This is a genomic window from Megasphaera paucivorans, assembly GCF_900103535.1.
GTDB lineage: Bacteria > Bacillota > Negativicutes > Veillonellales > Megasphaeraceae > Megasphaera_A > Megasphaera_A paucivorans.
Window position 1 is genome coordinate 1 of sequence record NZ_FNHQ01000008.1, and the last position, 21460, is coordinate 21460.

Annotated in this window: 25 protein-coding genes and 1 tRNA gene; 21 read left to right on the forward strand and 5 right to left on the reverse strand. The window is 42.6% G+C overall.

Annotated features, from left to right (window positions below; all coding sequences use genetic code 11):
* Nucleotides 1-260: 260 nt before the first annotated feature.
* The 6 genes from BLR11_RS04875 to tnpA all read left to right on the forward strand — a co-directional run bounded on the left by BLR11_RS04875 (nucleotide 261) and on the right by tnpA (nucleotide 5721).
* A complete protein-coding gene (locus BLR11_RS04875; protein ID WP_245675085.1) occupies nucleotides 261-599 on the forward strand; it encodes a transposase in 339 nt (112 codons plus the stop codon).
* A gap of 11 nt (nucleotides 600-610) precedes the next feature.
* A complete protein-coding gene (locus BLR11_RS04880; protein WP_245675091.1) occupies nucleotides 611-1504 on the forward strand; it encodes an IS3 family transposase in 894 nt (297 codons plus the stop codon).
* 199 nt (nucleotides 1505-1703) lie between these two features.
* Nucleotides 1704-2132: a pyridoxamine 5'-phosphate oxidase family protein gene (locus BLR11_RS04885; protein ID WP_176762880.1), complete on the forward strand. Its 429-nt coding sequence runs from the start codon at nucleotides 1704-1706 to the stop codon at nucleotides 2130-2132.
* Nucleotides 2133-2242: 110 nt separating this feature from the next.
* On the forward strand, nucleotides 2243-4396 hold the full coding sequence (locus BLR11_RS04890; protein WP_176762881.1) for a putative bifunctional diguanylate cyclase/phosphodiesterase: 2154 nt from the start codon (nucleotides 2243-2245) through the stop codon (nucleotides 4394-4396).
* 178 nt (nucleotides 4397-4574) lie between these two features.
* Nucleotides 4575-5051 carry a hypothetical protein gene (locus tag BLR11_RS04895; RefSeq protein ID WP_091648823.1) on the forward strand — a complete coding sequence of 159 codons (477 nt, stop codon included), beginning with the start codon at nucleotides 4575-4577 and terminating at the stop codon, nucleotides 5049-5051.
* A gap of 211 nt (nucleotides 5052-5262) precedes the next feature.
* Nucleotides 5263-5721, forward strand: a complete 459-nt coding sequence (gene tnpA / locus BLR11_RS04900) for an IS200/IS605 family transposase (RefSeq protein WP_143006400.1) — start codon at nucleotides 5263-5265, stop codon at nucleotides 5719-5721.
* Nucleotides 5722-5959: 238 nt separating this feature from the next.
* Here the strand turns inward: tnpA and BLR11_RS04905 are convergent, their stop codons facing one another.
* The 3 genes from BLR11_RS04905 to BLR11_RS04915 all read right to left on the reverse strand — a co-directional run bounded on the left by BLR11_RS04905 (nucleotide 5960) and on the right by BLR11_RS04915 (nucleotide 7039).
* Nucleotides 5960-6157 (reverse strand): hypothetical protein, encoded by a 198-nt coding sequence (locus tag BLR11_RS04905; RefSeq protein ID WP_091648827.1) that lies wholly within the window; start codon nucleotides 6155-6157, stop codon nucleotides 5960-5962.
* An 82-nt stretch (nucleotides 6158-6239) separates the two neighbouring features.
* Nucleotides 6240-6605 (reverse strand): potassium channel family protein, encoded by a 366-nt coding sequence (locus BLR11_RS04910; RefSeq protein WP_176762882.1) that lies wholly within the window; start codon nucleotides 6603-6605, stop codon nucleotides 6240-6242.
* 101 nt (nucleotides 6606-6706) lie between these two features.
* Nucleotides 6707-7039 carry a hypothetical protein gene (locus BLR11_RS04915; protein ID WP_143006401.1) on the reverse strand — a complete coding sequence of 111 codons (333 nt, stop codon included), beginning with the start codon at nucleotides 7037-7039 and terminating at the stop codon, nucleotides 6707-6709.
* Between the two features lie 493 nt (nucleotides 7040-7532).
* Here BLR11_RS04915 and BLR11_RS04925 point away from each other — a divergent pair, with 493 nt between their 5' ends.
* Both BLR11_RS04925 and BLR11_RS04930 read left to right on the forward strand, forming a co-directional pair.
* On the forward strand, nucleotides 7533-7904 hold the full coding sequence (locus BLR11_RS04925; protein WP_245675087.1) for a hypothetical protein: 372 nt from the start codon (nucleotides 7533-7535) through the stop codon (nucleotides 7902-7904).
* 313 nt (nucleotides 7905-8217) lie between these two features.
* Entirely contained in the window at nucleotides 8218-8871 is a 654-nt protein-coding gene (locus BLR11_RS04930) for a class I SAM-dependent methyltransferase (protein ID WP_218118730.1), read from the forward strand.
* A gap of 398 nt (nucleotides 8872-9269) precedes the next feature.
* Here the strand turns inward: BLR11_RS04930 and BLR11_RS04940 are convergent.
* Together BLR11_RS04940 and BLR11_RS04945 are read right to left on the reverse strand one after the other, a co-directional pair.
* Nucleotides 9270-9354 (reverse strand) — tRNA-Leu (locus tag BLR11_RS04940).
* Between the two features lie 49 nt (nucleotides 9355-9403).
* Nucleotides 9404-10156 (reverse strand): exodeoxyribonuclease III, encoded by a 753-nt coding sequence (locus BLR11_RS04945; protein WP_091648839.1) that lies wholly within the window; start codon nucleotides 10154-10156, stop codon nucleotides 9404-9406.
* Between the two features lie 137 nt (nucleotides 10157-10293).
* On the opposite strand from BLR11_RS04945, the gene BLR11_RS04950 reads away from it, so the two are divergent.
* The 13 genes from BLR11_RS04950 to atpG all read left to right on the forward strand — a co-directional run bounded on the left by BLR11_RS04950 (nucleotide 10294) and on the right by atpG (nucleotide 21455).
* Complete coding sequence (locus BLR11_RS04950) at nucleotides 10294-11979, forward strand: phosphoglucomutase (protein ID WP_245675088.1); 1686 nt, start codon at nucleotides 10294-10296, stop codon at nucleotides 11977-11979.
* Between the two features lie 116 nt (nucleotides 11980-12095).
* Entirely contained in the window at nucleotides 12096-12368 is a 273-nt protein-coding gene (locus BLR11_RS04955; protein WP_091648842.1) for an ACT domain-containing protein, read from the forward strand.
* A gap of 12 nt (nucleotides 12369-12380) precedes the next feature.
* On the forward strand, nucleotides 12381-13739 hold the full coding sequence (locus BLR11_RS04960; RefSeq protein ID WP_091648844.1) for a PFL family protein: 1359 nt from the start codon (nucleotides 12381-12383) through the stop codon (nucleotides 13737-13739).
* Between the two features lie 47 nt (nucleotides 13740-13786).
* The gene (locus BLR11_RS04965; RefSeq protein ID WP_091648847.1) at nucleotides 13787-14821 is read left to right on the forward strand and encodes a glycosyltransferase family 4 protein; all 1035 of its coding nucleotides are present in this window, start codon (nucleotides 13787-13789) and stop codon (nucleotides 14819-14821) included.
* Between the two features lie 34 nt (nucleotides 14822-14855).
* Nucleotides 14856-16001 carry a non-hydrolyzing UDP-N-acetylglucosamine 2-epimerase gene (wecB, locus tag BLR11_RS04970; protein ID WP_091648849.1) on the forward strand — a complete coding sequence of 382 codons (1146 nt, stop codon included), beginning with the start codon at nucleotides 14856-14858 and terminating at the stop codon, nucleotides 15999-16001.
* Nucleotides 16002-16274: 273 nt separating this feature from the next.
* Nucleotides 16275-16574, forward strand: a complete 300-nt coding sequence (locus BLR11_RS04975) for an AtpZ/AtpI family protein (RefSeq protein WP_091648851.1) — start codon at nucleotides 16275-16277, stop codon at nucleotides 16572-16574.
* Entirely contained in the window at nucleotides 16571-16954 is a 384-nt protein-coding gene (locus BLR11_RS04980; protein ID WP_091648854.1) for an ATP synthase subunit I, read from the forward strand. Before BLR11_RS04975 ends, BLR11_RS04980 begins: the two co-directional genes overlap by 4 nt.
* Nucleotides 16955-16958: 4 nt before the next feature.
* Nucleotides 16959-17630, forward strand: coding sequence for a F0F1 ATP synthase subunit A (gene atpB, locus BLR11_RS04985; RefSeq protein WP_091648857.1), 672 nt, complete (start codon nucleotides 16959-16961; stop codon nucleotides 17628-17630).
* A 52-nt stretch (nucleotides 17631-17682) separates the two neighbouring features.
* Nucleotides 17683-17940, forward strand: coding sequence for a F0F1 ATP synthase subunit C (atpE, locus tag BLR11_RS04990; protein WP_091648860.1), 258 nt, complete (start codon nucleotides 17683-17685; stop codon nucleotides 17938-17940).
* Nucleotides 17941-17989: 49 nt separating this feature from the next.
* Entirely contained in the window at nucleotides 17990-18487 is a 498-nt protein-coding gene (atpF, locus tag BLR11_RS04995; RefSeq protein WP_091648862.1) for a F0F1 ATP synthase subunit B, read from the forward strand.
* 2 nt (nucleotides 18488-18489) lie between these two features.
* On the forward strand, nucleotides 18490-19059 hold the full coding sequence (locus BLR11_RS05000) for a F0F1 ATP synthase subunit delta (RefSeq protein ID WP_091648864.1): 570 nt from the start codon (nucleotides 18490-18492) through the stop codon (nucleotides 19057-19059).
* Complete coding sequence (gene atpA / locus BLR11_RS05005) at nucleotides 19056-20591, forward strand: F0F1 ATP synthase subunit alpha (RefSeq protein ID WP_091648867.1); 1536 nt, start codon at nucleotides 19056-19058, stop codon at nucleotides 20589-20591. Before BLR11_RS05000 ends, atpA begins: the two co-directional genes overlap by 4 nt.
* 3 nt (nucleotides 20592-20594) lie before the next feature.
* Nucleotides 20595-21455 carry an ATP synthase F1 subunit gamma gene (atpG, locus tag BLR11_RS05010; protein WP_091648870.1) on the forward strand — a complete coding sequence of 287 codons (861 nt, stop codon included), beginning with the start codon at nucleotides 20595-20597 and terminating at the stop codon, nucleotides 21453-21455.
* Nucleotides 21456-21460 lie beyond the last annotated feature (5 nt).

The window sequence follows — 21460 nt, forward strand, 5'->3', positions numbered from 1 at the left end:
GCAATACAAAAGGCAATACAAAAGGCAATACAAAAGGCAATACAAAAGGCAATACAAAAGGCAATACAAAAGGCAATACAAAAGGCAATACAAAACCAGTATCAGATGCATTGGATCTTTATTGAGAGCATTACCGTACTTTATGTTTTTTTCATTTACTAAAATCAAATATTTGATGTAGTACAATTTTAGTTGACACTTCAATCTCAAGGAATGATGTATAATCAAAGAAAAAGAGAAGGAGAAAGAGGGAAGATAGAATGGCTAAACAACAAAAGTATGACGTTGAATATAAGATTCAGGCCATAAAACTAGCTAAAGAAGTCGGATCCGTCAAGGCGACTGCTGAATTAGGGATCCCGGTAAATACTCTGTATGGCTGGCAGAGAGCTGTTCGGGAAGGACGGCTGGATATCGGTCAGGGGGCACACACTCCGCAAACAGCCCTAAGCCTTGCCGAGGAACTGACAAATCTGCGTAACCAGGTGAAAGAGCAGGATAAGGAAATTCGGCGCTTGAAAGAAGAAAATGAGTTTTTGGAAGAAGCCAGCGCTTTTTTCGCCGCCAGCCGTCGGAAGTCTGCAAGAACCAGAGAATAAGGTTCATAGACATAAAGACAGAGGACGGCAACAGTAGCGGGAAACTTTCTTTTTATTGCCGGATGTTGGACGTAAGCCGTCAGGGGTTCTATAAATACTTGGCCCACAAAAACCGCCCATGGAAATATCAGGGGTTAGCGGATGCCATGCGGGACATTCTGGATGAAGATGAATGCAATGATACCTATGGGCGTATCCGCATGTATCAGGCACTACTTTTGAAACAACCGGAGGGCATTTCTGTCCCTGGGGAACGTACGGTTTACCGTGTCATGGAGAAAATCGGGATCAACCATCCTCCCAAACACAACCCGAACGGAATTACCCAAGCAGATCGTGAGGCAAGAAAATCCGATGATTTGTTGAACCGGGATTTCACATCGGAGGAGCCGTTAAAAAAGTGCGTTACGGATATAACGGAGATCAAAGCAAAGGACGGCAAATTATATATTTCAGCAATCTTTGACTGCTTCGATTCTGGGGTACTCGGATTGGCAATGGGTACCGACAGGAAAGCATCTCTGTGCGAACGAACGCTAACCAATGCCATGATGGAATATCCGGCTATGCGGGGAGCGATTCTCCATTCTGATCGGGGAACAGAGTATACAAGTGCAACGTATCGCAAAGCCATTTCCCAATACGGCATCCGTCAGAGTATGAACAGCGCCGGAGGGCGTTGCCACGATAATGCCCGGTGTGAAAGTATGTGGGCGAGGATGAAAAGCGAACTCCTTTATCAACGATATCATACAAACCGTCTTTCCATCGAAGAACTCAAAACCCTCGTCTGGAGATACTTCATCAGCTATTGGAATAACCGGAGAATCTGTTCCGCTAACGAGGGTCTCCCGCCCTGGGTGAAGCGCCAGCGATACTATGAATCTCTGGGTGTCGCTGTATAGACATTGTTGTCCTTGCGTAATAAGTGTCAACCAATATTGACAATATCAATTTTTGTAAATGTGAGTATGTATTTAATATATGTATTAATTATAAAACCTTTTTTATTAACTAGCGTTAATTTTTAACGATTGATAATATGGAATATAAATATAACTTATAGATAATTAAATGTGTATATTCAAAAGGAGGGAGAATATTATGTTGGATTCTAAAATTGTGAAGATTTGCAAAGAACAGATTTTTTTCTTAGGTACTGCGGTGGATCAGGTGGTACATGTCCGGCCGATGAAGTTATTTGTTGATGAGGAAGAAAATGTTTGGCTTGTTAGTCATAGAGGAACGGATAAAACGAAAGAGATAGAGCTGAATAATTCCGTTGAGCTTTGTACCGTCGATGAGAATACCAATGTGCTTCGCTTACAGGGAAAATTATTACAGCGATCAGATATGTCGATAGAAGAGATGCAGCGAGTACGTCAGCAGCTGTTTGAAGGGGTGTCGGGGATAAAAGAGTTTTTTAAAACTCCTATGGATCCGGATATGGTGGTATATCAATTAGTCATGGAGCATGTTATCTTTCGCAGCTTAGATACAGTATTGAAAGAGGAACTTCATTTTAAGAAGTAAAACGTATCCGCTGGTATCATTTCCATGTCCTATACGTCCATATAATGTGCTGAGATGTGTTCAGCATATGAATGTATTGTTTCATAGTGGTAACCGGGGGCGATGAGTGTATGAAATGTACGACTATTCATTATATTAACTCTGCAGTTAGCAAGAGTGTCAGGGATTTATTGGAACAGCATATTCCGGAACTTGTTGAATCGTGTAAAACAGCACAGTATTTTGTGCATATACGTATTGAGGAGGATATTGTCTGCCGCACTCAATCATCAGGTAGTATTTTTGAACAGGGAGCAATGGAACAGGTATTCCAGCCTGTTTTTCAACAAGTCTATGAAACAAGAAAACCTGTTGTTATTTTTCCCTATGCCTTATGGGAGTGTCGTGTATCTGATCCGGATTTTGATCAGATACAGTATATGGCAGTGTTCCCTGTCCAGTATGGCGGGAAATTGGCGGGAAATATAGGGATTGCTTTTTTTTCGGAAACGATGTGTTTAACGTTGCGTGAAGTCAAGTTGATACAGGAAGTAATCAATATATACGCGCAGCTTATTTTAGAATGCAGGGAAATTACCTTTTCTATTCCGGAAACAGGCGTATGGATTTGTGATATAGAAACGAGTACGATCGTTATGGGGCCGGAGCTGTGTGATATGTATGGCCTTACCAGCGAGTTTGAAAAAGAGATTTCCTTTGAGGCATATGTACAGAAATTTGTTTATCCCGAAGATCAAGACTGGGTCCGACAGATCAGCAGGCAATTATTGTCGGATGAAGCGGATAAACTGAAAGAGGTCCGGTATCGTATTGTTCGGGGGGATGGACAGGTACGATATATATTGACGCAGGGCATTTCCATCAACATAGTGGAAGGGCATAAGGAGATATATGGTTTTTCTCGTGATATTACAGAGCAAGTCCGGATCGAAGAGGAGAAAAAACAGCATGAACAGCGTATCCAGCATATGGCGTATTATGATCCGCTGACAAAACTTCCCAATCGGAGATATTTGTCAGAATGGCTGCATAAGGAATTAAGGCTGGCTCGGGACGGTAAGTCTGCCGGTGTAGTATTTTTTATTGATACAGATAATTTGAAAATGGTCAATGATACGTATGGACATCAATACGGGGATAAATTGATCGTGTTGACGGGGATGTGCATTGTGAATACCCTGGAATCCCATGCTTTTGTTGCACATATGAGCGGCGATGAATTTTTTGTTGTTTTGCGCGGGACGTATACGCAGGATCAAATACGAAATATTGTAGAACAATTGAATGTTTCATTGCAGGAAAAACATAAAATATTTGGTATTTCCTTTCGCTTGACTGCTAGTATCGGCATTGCAGAATATCCTAAAGATGGAACTACGGCCGAAGAAATTATTAAAAATGTAGATAATGCCATGTATGCGGCCAAAGCCGAGGGGAAAGGACACTATCGATTTTATACACCGGAAATGCAGCATTCGGCGTTTGAAAAAATCCGTTTGATTGAAAGCTTATATGATGCGCTGGATAATCATGAGTTTTCCTTAGTGTACCAACCGCAGGTTGCCGTAATACATGCAGACGTGGTCGGATTTGAGGCGCTTCTGCGGTGGAATAGTGCGGTTCATGGTTTGATTTCTCCTTCACGGTTTATGCCGTTAGTAGAGCAAGCGGGACTTACCCGTGTTGTGGGGGAATGGGTATTTAAGAGTGCCTGTCAATTTTCCCGCCGACTTTTAGATCACGGATGGAACGGTTGCGTACATGTCAATATTTCTCCGATGCAGCTCGCGATGGAAGATTTTGTCGATATGCTGTTTCGTATTATTCGGGAAACGCAGGTGCCTAGTTGCCATATGGGGATTGAAATTACAGAAGATGCATGCATGACGAGTTTTATGTCTATGGAACATGTGCTGGATCGGCTGGAACGAGTGACGGCAGCCGGAATTCACTTAGCAATGGATGATTTTGGCACCGGGTATTCTTCCTTGACGCTGTTGGATCGATTGCCGTTTGACACGATAAAAATAGATAAATCGTTTGTTGATCAGATAGGCACTCATATTAATGAAGACAGGCTTATTGCTTCCATTATTCAGATGATACATTCGCTGAATAAAAAAGTAATAGCCGAAGGGGTAGAAACAGAGCGGCAGTTATTGTGTCTCAAACGAAAGCGATGTGATTATATTCAGGGATATGTGTACAGCAAACCGCTGACAGAGCAAGAAGCAATGGCGTTTTTAGAAGCAAGGCAGGAATAAAGCATCTCGCATAGAGTCGTCGCCGGATTGTTTATTGCCATTACCTATCATTAGGGGGCCTTGTAAAAAACATTAAAAAAATATAAATATTTTGCAGGAAATATATTAGTTTAGTAGAAATTTATATTTATATACTATACTTGTGTTATTTGTTGAAACCGTAAAGGAGATGTGTTGGATGGAAAATTTAGACAGGATTACTATTGACAAATATTTCATTGACGACGTGCTTAAAAGCAAGAAGCACACATGGCCTTTTGAAGACGATTTTAGTGATGTGGAGGCTGCATATACGGAGGCTGTCGGCGGAAGAAACGGTATCCGTAAATATGTGCTGCTGAAAAAGGATTGTTTGATGGTTTTGGAATATGCCGCCATAACAGATGAAGTGACAATTACCAAAATTTATGATGAACTCACGATTACCAAAATTGCATTAGACAAAATCATTTCCTGCAGAGAAACTTCTAAATCCGATGGAAACGTCATGGGATTCAAGAATGAAAGAGTCCATATCGTATTGCAAAGTGGAGCGTATTATGATCTGGTACAGCCCTATTTTCGCGATAAGTTCCAAAAGGATAGTGCGGAACAGACATTTATTGAAAATAATCTTGTGAATTATAATTATTTGATCAATCAGATTATGAAATAGGGTTTGGATACGCTGCATAAAGCGCAGCAAAACTGGATCGGGTGATATCCGGGTCCAGTTTTTTTTGTAGTTAGAAAACCCCTGGTTAGACCAGGGGTTCCAAAAAGCTTTAGCGATGAGTCTATAAAGGTTTAAAACAAAACACCTTTAATGTAAGATAAGAATGCGGTCCGTCAACTGCAAACCTATCCACATTAAAGGAGGTCATTCAATGAATGACACACACAGTCTATCACACAGTAAATGGAATTGTAAATATCATGTAGTATTTGCGCCGAAGTATCGGCGGCAAGTATTTTATGGGCAAAAGCGATATGAAATAGGGCAAATACTACGAGAATTATGCCAGTGGAAAGGAGTGACTTTACTAGAAGCAGAAGCATGCCCGGATCATATACAGCTGCTGTTGGAAATTCCCCCCAAGATGAGTATATCGAGTTTCATGGGATTTCTCAAAGGAAAAAATAGTCTGATGATTTATGAAAAATGGGGAAATATGAAATATAAGTACCGGAATCGACAATTTTGGTGTCGTGGATACTACGTAGATACCGTAGGAAAAAACGAGAAAAAGATAACCACCTATATTCGAGAACAACTTAAAGAAGATGAAATGTCCGAACAGCTTACATTAGATTTAGAAGACCCGTTTACGGGTAACCGGAAGTAATATGCAAGTAACGGACCGAACATGCGCTGTAAAGCGCCGCTGGTAGACTAGGCCTTATAGGCCGCATAAGAAAAACCACCAGCTAAGCTGGTGGATCATTATTTGTGTGGGGAATTTATCCGCATATCAAGAAGATAGACATGTATTAAAAAAGAACACTGTAATAGTTGATCACAGTGTTCTTTAGGATTCATTTGAAGATTGACGGGAAACAAAATATAGTGGAACGGAGTACCGTTTATACTTCTTTGATGCAGTCATGATGGGATACATAAACAGTTTTGATTTTTTCTAGTAATGCTTCTGTTATCTGGAGCTTTGCAGTCAATCGTAAATTATAATGTTTTCCTTCTTGGAATAGCTCATTTAAGTGCTGATTATAATTATTTAAAGCTTCCCGGACAATAGATAACTCTAGTGATGTAAGTTTATTCATATGATCACCTCCTCTATTAATAATTATAACACAAAATGGAGGCAGTTACGTTACTTTATATCATGAATTATGGATTGCGTTTTTAATTTTTCAGTGCAAGTAAAATAGCATTCATACTTAAGATATCATCGGCAGTCACCTCATCAAAGTGATCTAATTTATGCTGGATATCGTGAATGATTGTTTCTTCATAGGTTTCTTTTTTAAGGTGTCCCTGAAAAATAAAGTAGGAGGAAATATTGCCGGTCAACGTGCTTAAAAAACCGATGCCGATCAGCATTAAACAGACGGCAACGATACGGCCGCCGATTGAGGAAGGTGCAATATCTCCGTATCCTACGGTGGTCGTTGTCAAAAAGGACCACCACAAGGCATCTCCTATATTCATATCATCAACATATGAAATGGCGATGGCGCCTATAAATATGGTTGAAAACGTGAACCACAATATATATTAAAAATCATTGAATTTAACAAACTTTCCAGCGCGGTAACGAAGCACGCGGGGAGAGAAATACAGTGTCTGTAATTTTGTTTTTACATATTTCTTTATAATCCCAATTCTTTTATTTCTTGTTTTCTAAAACGTATCCAATTTTGGAAGGTATCCATTAGGCGTAATACAATGTTCATGCCTAACAGAATAGAAAGAAAATGGTGATCATATTTGCGATAGGTATAGAATAAAAGGAACAACGAACTGTTCAGGGTATAGTAAAACCATGTTTTGAAAATGCTTGGCGGTGTTGTTACTATATAGGCACTTACTACTACGGCAGTCAGAAATATATAGATATCCTGATTGTATTGAATATTTGCCAGTGACATAAAAAAGAATAAAAATAAAACGGAATGACTTGCCAATAAAAGTTTTTTCATCATTTTACCTCGTTTTCTTCAATAAAATACATATTTCAAAAGATGTTCATTTTTCAATTCCATAAAAGGGAACGATGATCCTTGCAGAAAAAATTCTGTTCTACCCGTGTGTTTTTGAAGTTTACGTGCAAAAATCCAGGTATCATATGACAAAGACACCTGTTCATCTGGTAGTACTTCTACTATGTATATTAAAGTATCTGAAATGGATATACAATACAAATATTAAAAAAAAGAATAAAATATATATATTTCGAAAAAATATGAATAAGGAGTACCCTATACATCACGTATCTATGCTGTGGTCACGGTATAAAGCAATATAGACACTACGCGGCAGTACCATGGGCAATGTATTTACTATATATGCTGCTAAATTTTATATTGACAAATTCAGTTATTATTCACTATACTTAACATACATCTTAATACTATAACAACAGATAATGTGGTTGTTGTTCAGCGGTTTCCTGCGTAGCCGGAAAAGGAGAAAAGTATGTTTACATTGACATCGGAAGCAGTTCAATATGTAAAAAAACATGGAAATCATATATTGATTACTATGAAATTTGAACCATCTTGCGGGTGCCCTTGCAGGGGCGATTTAATTTGGGGAAGTTATATTCCTGAAATTGCGCTGGGAAAGGCGATGGACAAAAGTCAATATCTACAAGAAACAATTGACGGCATCACCGTTTGGTATCCCAGTAAACTTATCATTAAACAAGGGTTTGACTCTATTCGTATTTATATTAAGTCTGTTCTTATCAGCAAATGGCTGGAAATGGATGGAGCTCAGGGCGTTTCTGTAACGCCGGGTACAGGATTTTCTTGCAGCACAGAAAATATTCATAAAGACATTTCTTGAGCGATAAGGATAGCGTTAATAAGAAATACATTTACAACGATGCCATTATCAAGTGCTTTTTATATTGAAGTTTTGGTTTTGCATTAAATGAGAGATATACCGTAACACCAATGCAGAGAGTCTTGCTAAAAACAAAGGACTCTCTGCTTTTTTTTATATGCAAAAACTGATTAATAGGTTGATATTGGATTTACATGGAATAAGGTATCCTGTAGGAGGCACTGCTATATTTTTTGTAAGAATATGGTATACTAGATTCCTAATTGGATAATAAAATATATAGTAAAAAGTAATAGTAAGGATATGAGTTACAATGAAACTTGAAAAAATGGATGAATTTTTTGATAATCGGTTGTATGGATATGAAGAACATCAGCTTAACTGTATTGATTCTGCAAAAGAATTTTATACAGTTACAGCATTACAATTACCCTCTGCGGCAGGAGCTGTAGTATTGGATTTAGGCTGTGGGACAGGGTTGGAATTAAATGAATACTTTCATATCAATCCGCATGCCATCGTGACGGGCATTGATTTGGCCGAGGGAATGCTGCATGTTCTGCAAAATAAGGCATTTGGCAATCAAGTGACACTGATCAACGGTTCTTATTTTGATGTGCCCTTTGGTAAAAATATATATGATGCCGCTGTTTCGGTAGAATCCCTGCATCATTTTACGAGGGAACAGAAAGTACCGCTATATAAAAAGCTGCATCAATCGTTAAAAAAAGATGGGTATTTTATTTTGACGGATTATATGGCAGACAATGATGAAATAGAATGCAGAAATTTTGCAGACTTTGCTAAATTAAAAGAAGAAGCAGGAATAACTAACCAGGCATTTTATCATTATGATACGCCGTTAACTCTGGAACATGAAAAGGCGGCCTTAACTGCAGGCGGTTTTTCTAATGTTGAACTTTTACATACGTGGCAATGTACGGCTAGTTTAAAGGCGTATAGGTAACGAGAATCAAGACAGTACAGGCAACCGGACTGTATGGGGCGGTGTGGTATATTGTTTAGTGCAAGTTCCGAAAAAACATGGCAATAGGTGTATTCACCCACGTTGAAATGGGGACACTGTCTTTCGTAGATTGCTCCGGAGAACAGGTTGTTTCCCTTAGTTTACGGGAAGTTAAGTGAGATAGTTCGCGCTAAGGATATACATATTGAAACGGTTCAGCAGAGATTGGCTGTTGCAATAAAAAATGGGATTTTTAATAAATGGATGTGTATACCCAGAAAAGCTCCTCAACATCGAGGAGCTTTTTTAACATGCAATTATGAGATGGGGGTAAAGACCGTCAGATATTGTAATCACAGAAAAATAAAACCGCCTACAAATGTAGACGGTGCCTAGTCTGGTGCGAGTGAAGGGACTTGAACCCCCATGGTGTAAACCGCCAGATCCTAAGTCTGGTGCGTCTGCCAATTCCGCCACACTCGCTTAAATTACTGCAAAGGTATTGTAACATACGAAGGGCGCTGCGTCAATGTTATTTCAGCAGCAGTCCTACCGGGCAATGGTCACTGCCGGTGATGTCAGTGTAGATGAGGGCGTCTTCGATCGTGTCGTTGAGTGCTTTTGAAGTAATAAAATAATCAATGCGCCATCCCGCATTTTTTTCGCGGGCTTTGAAACGATAGCTCCACCAGGAATAGATACCGGTCGTATCCGGATACAGGTAGCGGAAAGTATCGGTAAAGCCTGCTTGCAGCAGTTCTGTCATTTTGGCTCGTTCTTCATCGGAAAAACCAGCATTTTTACGGTTTGTTTTTGGGTTTTTCAGATCAATTTCCTCGTGGGCTACGTTGAGGTCGCCGCAGAGAATAATTGGTTTTTTCTTGTCGAGCAGCTGGATATATTTGCGGAAATCATCTTCCCATTGCATACGGTAAGGGAGACGGACTAATTCATTTTGGCTGTTGGGGGTATAGCAGGTGATACAATAAAAGTTTTCGTATTCTAAGGTAATGACGCGGCCTTCGTGGTCATGGCCCTCTATGCCGATTCCATAGGTGACGGAAAGAGGCGTTTTTTTTGTAAAAACAGCGGTACCGCTATATCCTTTTTTTTCGGCATAGTTCCAATATTGTTCGTATCCGGGCAGATTCAGCTCGATTTGTCCTTGTTGAAGCTTGGTTTCCTGGAGGCAGAAGATATCGGCATCCAAGTTGTGAAAAATATCCATAAAACCTTTATTTACAGCGGCTCTGAGACCATTGACATTCCAAGAAATAAATTTCATTCTTTTCTCCTTTAAAATAATACATAGACTGTATAAATGATACAAATTTTGTTATAATAAATTACATCAATACTACTGTTTATGAATAATATATAGCGATATGCCTTCTGTTTGTTTTTTGAAGGCATCTTCATTGTATGAAAAAATTATATGTTTGTCAAAACTCAGAAAGACAGGTGATCAGTATGGGGGTCCACTATTTAGCGGGAACGAAGGTTCGCAAGGAAGATTATATTGATTTGCAGGCCATAAAAAATGATTATATTACTATTCATCCGGATTCCAGCAACCCGCATCAGCAGGTCCGATTTGGCACATCGGGACATCGCGGACAGGCCGGTAATGGAAGTTTTACAGAAGACCATGTAGCGGCGGTGACCCAGGCAATCTGCACGCTGCGCAGCCGATTTGGGGCGGTGGGGCCTTTGTTTGTCGGGCAGGATACGCATTATCTTTCTGAACTGGCGTTCCATACGGTTCTCGCCGTACTTGTCGCTAACGGGGTTACGGTCTATGTGGATAGTGAACATGATTTTGTCCCTACGCCGTCGATATCCCGTGCTATTTTGCGGTATAATGGGTGCCGTTCAGAAAAGCAAGCGGATGGCATTATTATTACGCCTTCTCACAATCCGCCGGAACATGGCGGAATTAAATATAATCCTGTTACTGGCGGTCCGGCAGAATCAGATATTACAAAAGCAATTGAAAAAGAGGCTAACCGCATATTAGCCGGGCATTGCCGTGAAGTGAAACGGGCAGAGGATGCCGTTGTGCAAACCAGCCGTCTGGTTATTCCATATGATTATAAAGGATTGTATGTGGCAGAACTGGATTCGGTCATCGACATGGATGCGATTCGGAATGCAAAGCTGCGTATCATGGTGAATGCCCTGGGTGGTTCAGGAATGCAGTATTGGCATGCGATTTCGGAAATGTACGATATTCCCATGGATTTTGTCAATGATACGTATGATCCGCTGTTTTCCTTTATGAATTATGATCACGACGGCATGGTGCGCATGGATTGTTCTTCTAAATATGTGATGAGTTCGGCAGCGGCGAATGGGGCATCTTATAATTTGATCTTTGCCAATGATCCTGATTATGACCGTTTCGGTATTATTTGCGGCATACTGGGAATGATTGGTGCCAATGCGTATTTATCGGCGGCGGCGCATTATCTGCTGACGCATCGTAATTTTGAAGGCCGCGGTATAGCCGAAACGGTAGTAACGACGCAGCTCTTGGCACGGATCGCGGGAGAACTGCAGGTGCCTATATATGAAGTTCCTGTGGGATTCAAATATTTTGGACCGCTGTTTACGTCCCAGCAGGTTGCCTTTGCCGGGGAAGAAAGTGCCGGAGGATCCTTTATCGCAAAAGACGGGAGCGTCTGGACGACGGATAAAGACGGCATTATCATGTGTTTACTGGCAGCCGAGATGAAGGCGGTAACCGGAAAATCACCGATGCAGTATTATGCAGCTATTTGCGATCGACTGGGTACTCCCTATGCCATGCGCAGTGATGCTCCGGCCAGTCTGGAGGAAAAGGAAAAAATCGGGAATTTGACGGAGGCCGATGTCACGGATACTCGGTTATGCGGCAGTTCTATTACAGCTGTTTTTTCTCAATCACCTTATGGCAACATGCCTATTGGCGGGGTTAAGATTTGTACCAAGGACGGCTGGGTAGCCGCTCGTCCGTCAGGTACGGAGGATATGTATAAATTATACAGTGAAAGTTTTGTTTCCTCCGATCAAGCAAATCTGTTTCTTGATGAAGGAAAAGAATTAATAACAAAAGCACTGCAGAAATAAAGCCGCCGTTGTCTTGGTTTAAAAATTTCCGTGTTGATTTATTCGTGTACATTTGTATACTAGATATGCTATAATAGAAAAGCGTGGAATCTTAATACAAAGGAGTTGGCATGTCCATGAAAGTTGTAATCACCGTAGTGGGTTTAGACCGCACAGGTATCATTGCTACAGTAAGCAATGTAATGGCAGAATATGGTATTAACATTGAAACAATTAATCAGGTAATTTTAGATGGGTTATTTAATATGGTTATGATTGTTGATATGGAAAAAGCTGCTATAGATTTAGAGGAGTTGCAGAATGTATTAAAGGAAAAGGGCGATGTCCTCGGCGTCGAAATCAGAGCCCAGCATGCAGACATCTTCTATGCAATGCATCGTGTGGGATAAGGAGAATATAGAATGCTGACGATTCAAGATGTATTAGAAACGAACCAAATGATTCAGAAGAACAATCTGGATGTCCGGACGATAACAATGGGCATTAGCTTGCTGGATTGTTGTTCTGCCGACGGCAAGACGTTGTGTAAAAATATTTATGATAAAGTTACAAAATACGGAGAACATCTCGTAAAAACCGGAGAAGACATCTCGGCTGAATACGGAGTTCCTATTATAAACAAACGCGTTGCGGTTACCCCGATTGCGATGGTGGCAGGTTGCAGCGATCTTAAGGATTATGTTGCAGTTGCCCGGGCGTTGGATAAAGCTCGCGAAACGATAGGTATTGATTTTATCGGTGGATTTTCGGCATTGGTGGAACGCGGATATACGGAAGGCGACCGCCGGCTTATTGCTTCGATTCCGGAAGCGCTGGCTACGACGGAACTGGTCTGCAGTTCTGTCGGCATTGGTTCTACGAAAGCCGGCATCAACATGGATGCTGTTGCCGAAATGGGCCGCGTTTTCAAAACGCTGGGAGAATTGACAAAAGAACAGGATGCGCTGGGATGTGCCAAGTTGGTCGTATTCTCCAATCCTGTTGAAGATAATCCGTTCATGGCCGGTGCTTTTCACGGTGTGACGCAGGGAGATGCCTGCGTGAGTGTGGGTGTCAGCGGACCGGGTGTTGTAAAACGTGCACTGGAAAACGTAAAAGGCGAGCCGTTTGATGTGGTTGCGGAAACAATCAAAAAAACAGCGTTCAAGATTACCCGCGTAGGGCAGCTGGTAGCGATGGAAGCAGCTAAACGCCTTCAAGTGCCTTTCGGTATCATTGATTTGTCTTTGGCACCGACACCGGCAGTGGGCGACAGCGTTGCTGCAATTTTGGAAGAAATGGGCCTGGAAAGCTGTGGTGCCTGTGGTACAACCGCGGCATTGGCGCTTTTGAATGATGCAGTGAAAAAAGGCGGTCTCATGGCTTCTTCCCGTGTCGGCGGCTTGTCCGGGGCCTTTATCCCCGTCAGTGAAGACAAAGGTATGCTGGAAGCGGTAGGAAGAGGCAGCCTTTCTTTGGAAAAATTGGAAGCGATGACTTGTGTTTGTTCCGTTGGCCTTGATATGATCGCGATCCCCGGTGATACATCTGCTGCAACGATAGCAGCTATTATTGCCGATGAAGCAGCTATCGGCATGATCAACAACAAGACTACTGCGGTACGTGTGATCCCTGTTCCCGGCAAAGGAGTAGGGGATACCGTTGAATTTGGCGGTTTATTGGGATATTGCCCTATCATTAATGTTAATAAATATAAATCTGATGCATTTATTGCCCGCGGCGGCCGTATTCCGGCACCGATGCGCAGTTTGACAAACTAATCAGTATGGCCGCAGGGCTAAACATTTTTAGAAAGTAGGCGTGTGTCGTGCTCGAATATTTTGTACCGTTTTTTATTGCATTGATCGTAACATATGCTTTGACGCCAAGCGTCAAAAGGCTTGCGATTAAAATCGGAGCTATCGATCGACCGAATGCGAGAAAGGTACACACCCGCATAATTCCTCGATTGGGTGGACTGGCTATTTACATTGGCTTTATGGCCGCGGTGATTGCCCGTGTGAGTTTATCTTATGAAGTGATAGGCTTGCTTAGCGGTTGTACGGCGATTGTATTGCTTGGTATTTGGGATGATGTGTGTCAGATTCCGGCTAAGGTAAAATTGGTCGGGCAGATTATCTGTGCTTTTATTCCCGTATTTTTCGGTATTCAGATTGAATGGCTTACGAACCCGTTTGGCGATTTGATTGTCCTGCCGGAAATCGTTGCTGTTCCTGTTACCATTTTTTGGATTATAGGCTTTACGAATACGGTTAATCTTATTGATGGCTTAGATGGGTTAGCTGCCGGAGTTTCTGTGATTGCGTCGGTATCTATGTTTTTGATTGCTGTCAGCATGCATCAGCATTTGCCGGCTATCATTATTGTCGCTATGGCAGGAGCGGCATTGGGATTTTTGCAGTATAATTTTAACCCGGCTAAAATTTTTATGGGGGATACGGGAAGTATGCTTTTAGGGTATACGATGGCGGTAGTCGCTATTCTTGGATTGGTAAAGACGGCAGCTACCGTAGCATTGGTGGTTCCCATTATTGCGTTGGGGCTGCCTATTCTGGATACGTTGTTTGCCATTGTTCGCCGTAAGATGAGTGGGGTTCCTATTTTTCAGCCAGATAAGGGGCATCTGCATCATCGTCTTTTGGCACTGGGGTTGTCACAAAAGCAGGCAGTCCTTACGATGTATTGTGTCAGTATTGTGCTTGGCTTTGTGGCCCTTTTTGTGGCCAATGTCAATTATAAAATCGGTTTGTTGACCGTGGTTATTGTACTGGCGGTTATAATCTATTCAGCAAAGCGGATTGGTATATTGCATAAGACAACAAATTCTACCCGCAAAGGCTAAGGGTAGAATTTGTGACTTTAAGGAGGCTTTTTATATGCTCAAGGTGATGACTGTCTTTGGTACAAGACCGGAGGCAATCAAAATGGCACCCGTTGTGTTAGAACTCAAAAAACATGCCGATCAAATTCAGACTATTGTGGCCGTAACGGCACAACATCGTCAGATGCTTGATCAGGTATTGCGTTTGTTTGATATACAGCCGGATTATGATTTAGATATTATGTCACGGGGGCAGACCCTCTACGATATTACGACGAAATCGCTGAATGGACTCCGACAGGTTTTAGAAAAGGAAAAACCGGATATAGTTCTCGTTCATGGGGATACGACAACAACGTTTGCCGGCGCTTTGGCCGCGTATTATCAGCAAATTCCTGTAGGACATGTGGAAGCCGGTCTTCGTACAGGGGATATTTATTCGCCGTTTCCGGAAGAAATGAACCGTAAACTTACCGGGGCTATTGCAGCCATGCACTTTGCACCGACATCGACGGCCCGGCAGAATCTTTTGAAGGAAAATGTCGATGTGCATTCTATCTATGTCACGGGAAATACGGTAATTGATGCATTGATGAATACAGTGCGTGATAATTATGAGTTTGACGACCCGGCATTACAGCGTATTGACTTTACGAATCATCGTGTTATTTTGCTTACGACGCATCGCCGCGAAAATTTGGGCGAACCAATGCGGCATATATATAAAGCACTGCGCCGTATTATTGAAGAGTTTCCCGATACAGAAATTGTATTCCCCGTCCATCGCAATCCACTGGTGCGCAAGGTCGTAGAAGAAGAGCTGGATGGAGTCGAACGTATCCATCTGATCGACCCGCTGGAATATGAACCTTTTGCGAACGTCATGGGACGTTCGGCCATTGTGCTGACGGATTCCGGCGGTATTCAGGAAGAAGCTCCTTCTTTAGGAAAACCGGTTCTGGTATTGCGTAATACCACGGAGCGGCCGGAAGCGGTACAAGCAGGAACCGTTAAATTGATCGGGACAGATAAACAGATTGTGTATGATGAGACTAAGCGTCTTTTAGAGGACTTTGATGAATACAGCCGTATGAGCAATGCTGTGAATCCGTATGGTGACGGTAAGGCAGCGGCACGAATCGTGGCATATATTCTCCATCGTATGGGAAGTGATATTGATATACCGGAAGCTTTTCAATAAGCTGGATTGATACATTTTTCGTTATTAATTATAAACAAAATTTTTTAGTTTAGCTAAATTTATTTGTTGATTTTGCCTCTTTGACATGCTAGAATAATCTCAAGACGGTCAAATGGTTGTCACATTTTCATATGCTTTGCAGGTATTGATGCGCTAACACCCTTCCACTTGCAGCCTTGCGATTATACTAGTTGTTTTATCCTTATAGGGGATTATATGCTATTTTCGCGTGCTGTGAATGGAAGGGATTTTTGTCGTCTGGGGGAGCGCCATATGGTTCATAAAACAGGACCCTCTAAAGAAAAGAACTCATTTTCCCTTTTGGCCATTGTGACGGAGGCCGGGACACTCGGTCTTACGCTGGCGATATGCTTGATTGCCGGCGTATATATTGGAAGGTATATCGACAGCATAATGGAAACATCGCCATGGGGGTTGATTTGTTGTTCCTTTTTGGGAGCAGTGACGGGTTTTTGGTCATTGTATAAAAAGGCGTTGCGTTATATGAAAGAGGATAACCAGAATCGGCATGGATCCCATACGAATCAAAAGGATACAGGTGGACCTGATTGAACTACTTCATTGACTATATAAAGGGAACTTTAAAAAAATTAATAGTATTTACCTGTACGATAACGGCACTGCTGGCTTTGTGCGGGTATACGAACCTGATCTTGGGATGGCTTATCGGCTGTTCTTTGAACATCGTATACTTTCTCATGCTCAGCAGCCGGTCTTCGCGGGCGATGAAAATGCATCCTGTTCAAGCTGTGGCTTTTATCAAGGGCGGAGCTTTTCTTCGGCTGATTACTATTATTCTTTCCCTTATAGTGGTATTACATTTTCCTGTTATACATTTTGGGGCGGCAGTTGCCGGCGTATTGTCTTTTAAAGTATATACGTATCTTGAAGTAACGGCAAAATTTGTCTATACCCGATTAGAAAGGAGGTGAAGGTATGGAACTGCATACGGGACACCATTTAATTGCTCAGCTTTTTGGAATGAACGTTAACATGGATACCCTCTATATGACCTGGTTGACAGCAGCCATTGTAATTGTTGTTACGATAGCGGCTACTCGCAGTCGGTCTCTAGTTCCCTCGGGAATACAGAATGTTGTAGAAATCATTGTCGAATCATTACTCGCCCAGTTTAAGGAAACGTTAGGGCCGAAATGGGGACAGGTGGTATCGGTGCTGCTGACTATGTTCTTGTTTATTCTCGTAGGCAATGAACTTGGTCTTTTGCCCAGTCCGCATATTTTGACATCGCCGACCAATGATTTGAATACTACATTGGGATTGGCGTTAGTTTCATCGTTTATGGTACACTTTGTTGCGTTACGGAACCAAGGGGTGAAAAAACATTTCAAGCATTATTTTGAACCGTTTATCCCTTTTGTTGTGATTAACCTGATGGAAGAATTCACCAAGCCGCTGACATTGGCTTTTCGACTGTTTGGCAATATTTTGGCTGGTGAAATACTGATGGAAGTATTATATCTATTGGTTCCTGTCGGAGTACCGATTGTATGGCTTATTTTCAGCCTGGTCATAGGTTTGATTCAAGCCTTTATTTTCACGATACTGACGACGTCGTATCTTGCAGATTCATTGAAGGAAGATTGAATGATCGACGATACACTGCATATCATCAAAAAGTTATTGGGAGGTTTATATTATGGAAAAAGCAATCGTATTAGCATTATGTGGTATGGGAGCAAGTATTGGTATTGGTTTGGCAGCATTGGGCGCTGCTATCGGTGATGGTCATGCCGCCGGTAAAATGCTCGAAGGGTTGGCACGTCAGCCGGAAATGGGCGGCAAGCTTCTTGTCAATATGCTTATTTCTATCGGCTTAATTGAATCTATGCCTATTATCGCTGCCGTTATTGCTATCGTTTTGGTATTTGCCAATCCGTTTACCAGCATGCTTTAATATGCAGCATGCATATTACTACGTATGTAGGTAAAAGGAGGGAATCGAATTGATAGATATTAACGGAACGTTACTTATCCAATTCCTCAACTTCTTTGTCCTTGTCGCTATTTTAGCGAAGTTTGCTTATAAGCCGATTTTAAAGACGTTGGAAGACCGCAGAAATAAAATTGCATCTGATTTGAATAATGCACAGGCAGCCCGGGATGCGGCCGAAAAAATGAAGGCCGATTATCAGGAACAAATCAAAAATGCACATGCGGAAGCCCAAGTTATCATCGATAAGGCTGTCAAGCAGGCGGATAAAGAAGCCCAGACGCAGTTGGCTTCTGTCCGGGCGCAGATTACGCGTGAAAAAGAAGTAGCCCAGGCGGAAATCATTAATGAACGGGAAGCTGCTATTCGTGAAATGCGTAATGAGGTAGTGACGCTGTCCATGGCTGTGGCAGAAAAGCTACTGAAGAAGAATATGGATACAGATATGAATGCGAAATTAATTGCCGACTGTATCGAAAAAATAGATGCCCAAAAGGCAGCAGGTAGATAAGTATGGTACCTGAAATTGTATACAGCAAATACAGCCAGGCAATGTTTGATATTGCCAATGAACAACATAAAATTGAAGAATATGGTAATGAATTGAAAACCATTCGGGATACATTGCAAATGAATCCGGACTTATGGAGTTTTTTGCTGCACCCTTTGGTACCGGATCGTTCTAAAAAAGATACGATCCGACAAATTTTTGCCGATGATGTGTCACCAATCGTGCTGCAATTTATGTATGTTATGGTTGATCGGCGCCGGGAAGCGGTATTGACAGCTGCTATAGACGGGTTTATCGAGTTGTCCCGTGCGGCGCAAAACATAGAAGTGGCAAGGATTCATGTAATTAAGCCATTATCAGCAAAAGAAGAAGCAGAGCTCGTTGCCGGACTGGAAAAAATGACGGGGAAGAAAATTGACCCCTTGTATTATGTCGACCCGTCTATTATAGGCGGTGTCGTCATCCGAATCGGTGACAGACTAATAGACGGAAGCTTGCTCAGGCAGCTCCAGGACATGGAACATGCCCTGCTGCAGGCTGATGTGACGAATGAGGTGACGGACGCGAAATGAATATGAAGCCAGAAGAAATCACGGCTATAATTAAAAAACAAATCGAAAACTACGACGTAGAGATGAATGTCGACGACGTAGGCACTGTCCTGGAAGTTGGGGACGGAATTGCCCATATATACGGTTTGGATAAGGCTATGTCCGGGGAACTCTTGGAATTGCCTCATGACGTATATGGGATGGCGTTGAATCTGGAAGAAGATAATGTAGGTGCTGTTTTGCTCGGGAATGATTCGCTTATCAGGGAAGGCGATACTGTCCGCCGTACTGGCCGTGTTATACGTGTACCGGTAGGCGACAGCATGATTGGCCGCGTTGTTAGTCCGCTGGGAGTAGCAATCGACGGCAAAGGAAAAATTGAAACCGCGGAAACACGGCTGATCGAATTTCCGGCACCGGGCATTGCCGACCGCCAGCCGGTAAAGAAACCGTTGCAGACAGGCTTAAAAGCTATCGATTCGATGGTTCCTATCGGACGTGGACAGCGTGAGCTGATCATCGGTGACCGTGGAACCGGAAAAACGGCAATTGCCATCGATACGATTATTAATCAAAAGGACAGCGGTGTTATCTGTATTTATGTTGCTATCGGTCAGAAAGCATCTACCGTTGCTCGTGTCGTACGTACATTGGAAGCCCATGGTGCGATGGCATATACCATCGTTGTAGCGGCTACGGCCTCTGACGGAGCACCGTTGCAATATCTGGCACCGTATGCCGGGGTAGCAATGGGTGAATATTTCATGTATCAGGGAAAAGATGTTCTCTGTATCTATGATGATCTTTCCAAGCATGCCCAGGCATATCGGGCAATGAGTTTGCTGCTCCGCCGTCCGCCAGGACGTGAAGCGTACCCTGGGGATGTTTTTTATTTACATTCCCGTTTATTGGAACGTGCGGCCAAGCTGTCAGATGATTTGGGGGGCGGTTCCATTACTGCGCTGCCGATTATTGAAACGCTGGCCGGAGATTTGTCGGCATATATTCCGACAAATGTTATTTCTATTACAGATGGACAGATATTCCTGGAAACAGAATTATTCAATTCCGGTGTACGGCCGGCTATCAATGTCGGGTTATCCGTATCCCGTGTCGGCGGTTCCGCACAGATCAAGGCAATGAAGAAAATTGCCGGTACACTGCGTCTGGATTTGGCTCAGTACCGTGAATTGGCGGCGTTTGCTCAATTCGGATCGGATTTGGATAAGAATACGAAGGCACAGATCGATCGCGGAGAACGGACGATGCAGATGCTGATTCAGCCGCAGTATGAACCTATGGCGGTTGAAGACCAGGTCATGGAAATATATCTGGCGGTCAAAGGCTATTTGATGCCGGTAGAAGTCCATGAAGTTACCGTGTTTGAAACGGAATTTATTAAATTCATGCATACCAATTATCCACAGATCGGGCAGGATATCAAAGCCAAGAAGGAAATGACATCTGAAACGGAGGCAGCTCTTATTAAGGCTGTAGAAGAATTCACCAAGGAATACGGTGCATCCCATCAACTGATCAAAGAGGAGGAATAGCGTATGCCGAGTGCACGTGAGATAAACCGACGGATTAAGTCCGTGACGAACACCCAGCAGATTACCAAGGCCATGAAAATGGTATCCTCCGTACGTCTGCGCCGTGCACAGGAACGCGCTTTGGCAACCGCGCCATTTACAGAAAAGATAGAAGGCATGCTGCGGCGTTTGTCGGCGGCCTTGCCAGGTGACGACAGTCCTTTCTTTAAGAAAAGAGAGGTCCATCGTACCTGTTATATCGTTATTGGAGCAGATAAAGGGCTGGCCGGAGCCTATAGCTCCAATGTAAATAAAGCGCTTGTGTCTGTTCTTAAAGACAGGCGCCGTGACGGGATATATCTGATGGTAACGGGACGAAAACCTGTAGAATATTTGAAGCATCTGCGCGTTACGCCGGAATTCAAATGGACAGGATTTTCTGATAAACCGCAATTCAGCCACGCACAAAAATTGGCAGCGCAAGTGACCAAGCAGTTCCTTGACGGAGATTTTGATGAAGTGTATCTTATTTATACACAGTTTAAGTCCGCTTTATCTCAAGAGGTCCAAATGACCAAGCTGCTTCCGATTTCACAGGAAGCGGTAGCAGAGAAGAAGGGACCAGAGGAAGAATATCTGTTTGCGCCGGATGCGCAGCAGGTATTGTCGACCTTATTACCGCAGTACCTCAACATGGTGGTCTACAACGGACTGCTTCAATCGGCAGCCAGTGAGCTGGGGGCCCGCATGACGGCAATGACGTCGGCAACGGATAATGCTGGAGAATTGATCGATAAACTGACTGTACATTATAATAAAGTACGGCAGGCCGGCATAACCAATGAATTGACGGAAATCGTAAGCGGCGCGAACGCGTTGCAGTAACGGTG

Excerpts from the sequence above, each read along its gene's own strand:
- BLR11_RS04875 (WP_245675085.1), top strand. The coding sequence starts at position 261 with ATGGCTAAACAACAAAAGTATGACGTTGAATATAAGATTCAGGCCATA.
- BLR11_RS04885 (WP_176762880.1), top strand. The coding sequence starts at position 1,704 with ATGTTGGATTCTAAAATTGTGAAGATTTGCAAAGAACAGATTTTTTTC.
- BLR11_RS04890 (WP_176762881.1), top strand. The coding sequence starts at position 2,243 with ATGAAATGTACGACTATTCATTATATTAACTCTGCAGTTAGCAAGAGT.
- BLR11_RS04895 (WP_091648823.1), top strand. The coding sequence starts at position 4,575 with ATGGAAAATTTAGACAGGATTACTATTGACAAATATTTCATTGACGAC.
- tnpA (WP_143006400.1), top strand. The coding sequence starts at position 5,263 with ATGAATGACACACACAGTCTATCACACAGTAAATGGAATTGTAAATAT.
- BLR11_RS04905 (WP_091648827.1), bottom strand. The coding sequence starts at position 6,157 with ATGAATAAACTTACATCACTAGAGTTATCTATTGTCCGGGAAGCTTTA.
- BLR11_RS04915 (WP_143006401.1), bottom strand. The coding sequence starts at position 7,039 with ATGATGAAAAAACTTTTATTGGCAAGTCATTCCGTTTTATTTTTATTC.
- BLR11_RS04925 (WP_245675087.1), top strand. The coding sequence starts at position 7,533 with ATGTTTACATTGACATCGGAAGCAGTTCAATATGTAAAAAAACATGGA.
- BLR11_RS04930 (WP_218118730.1), top strand. The coding sequence starts at position 8,218 with ATGAAACTTGAAAAAATGGATGAATTTTTTGATAATCGGTTGTATGGA.
- BLR11_RS04945 (WP_091648839.1), bottom strand. The coding sequence starts at position 10,156 with ATGAAATTTATTTCTTGGAATGTCAATGGTCTCAGAGCCGCTGTAAAT.
- BLR11_RS04950 (WP_245675088.1), top strand. The coding sequence starts at position 10,294 with ATGAAAAAATTATATGTTTGTCAAAACTCAGAAAGACAGGTGATCAGT.
- BLR11_RS04955 (WP_091648842.1), top strand. The coding sequence starts at position 12,096 with ATGAAAGTTGTAATCACCGTAGTGGGTTTAGACCGCACAGGTATCATT.
- BLR11_RS04960 (WP_091648844.1), top strand. The coding sequence starts at position 12,381 with ATGCTGACGATTCAAGATGTATTAGAAACGAACCAAATGATTCAGAAG.
- wecB (WP_091648849.1), top strand. The coding sequence starts at position 14,856 with ATGCTCAAGGTGATGACTGTCTTTGGTACAAGACCGGAGGCAATCAAA.
- BLR11_RS04975 (WP_091648851.1), top strand. The coding sequence starts at position 16,275 with ATGGTTCATAAAACAGGACCCTCTAAAGAAAAGAACTCATTTTCCCTT.
- atpB (WP_091648857.1), top strand. The coding sequence starts at position 16,959 with ATGGAACTGCATACGGGACACCATTTAATTGCTCAGCTTTTTGGAATG.
- atpE (WP_091648860.1), top strand. The coding sequence starts at position 17,683 with ATGGAAAAAGCAATCGTATTAGCATTATGTGGTATGGGAGCAAGTATT.
- BLR11_RS05000 (WP_091648864.1), top strand. The coding sequence starts at position 18,490 with ATGGTACCTGAAATTGTATACAGCAAATACAGCCAGGCAATGTTTGAT.
- atpA (WP_091648867.1), top strand. The coding sequence starts at position 19,056 with ATGAATATGAAGCCAGAAGAAATCACGGCTATAATTAAAAAACAAATC.
- atpG (WP_091648870.1), top strand. The coding sequence starts at position 20,595 with ATGCCGAGTGCACGTGAGATAAACCGACGGATTAAGTCCGTGACGAAC.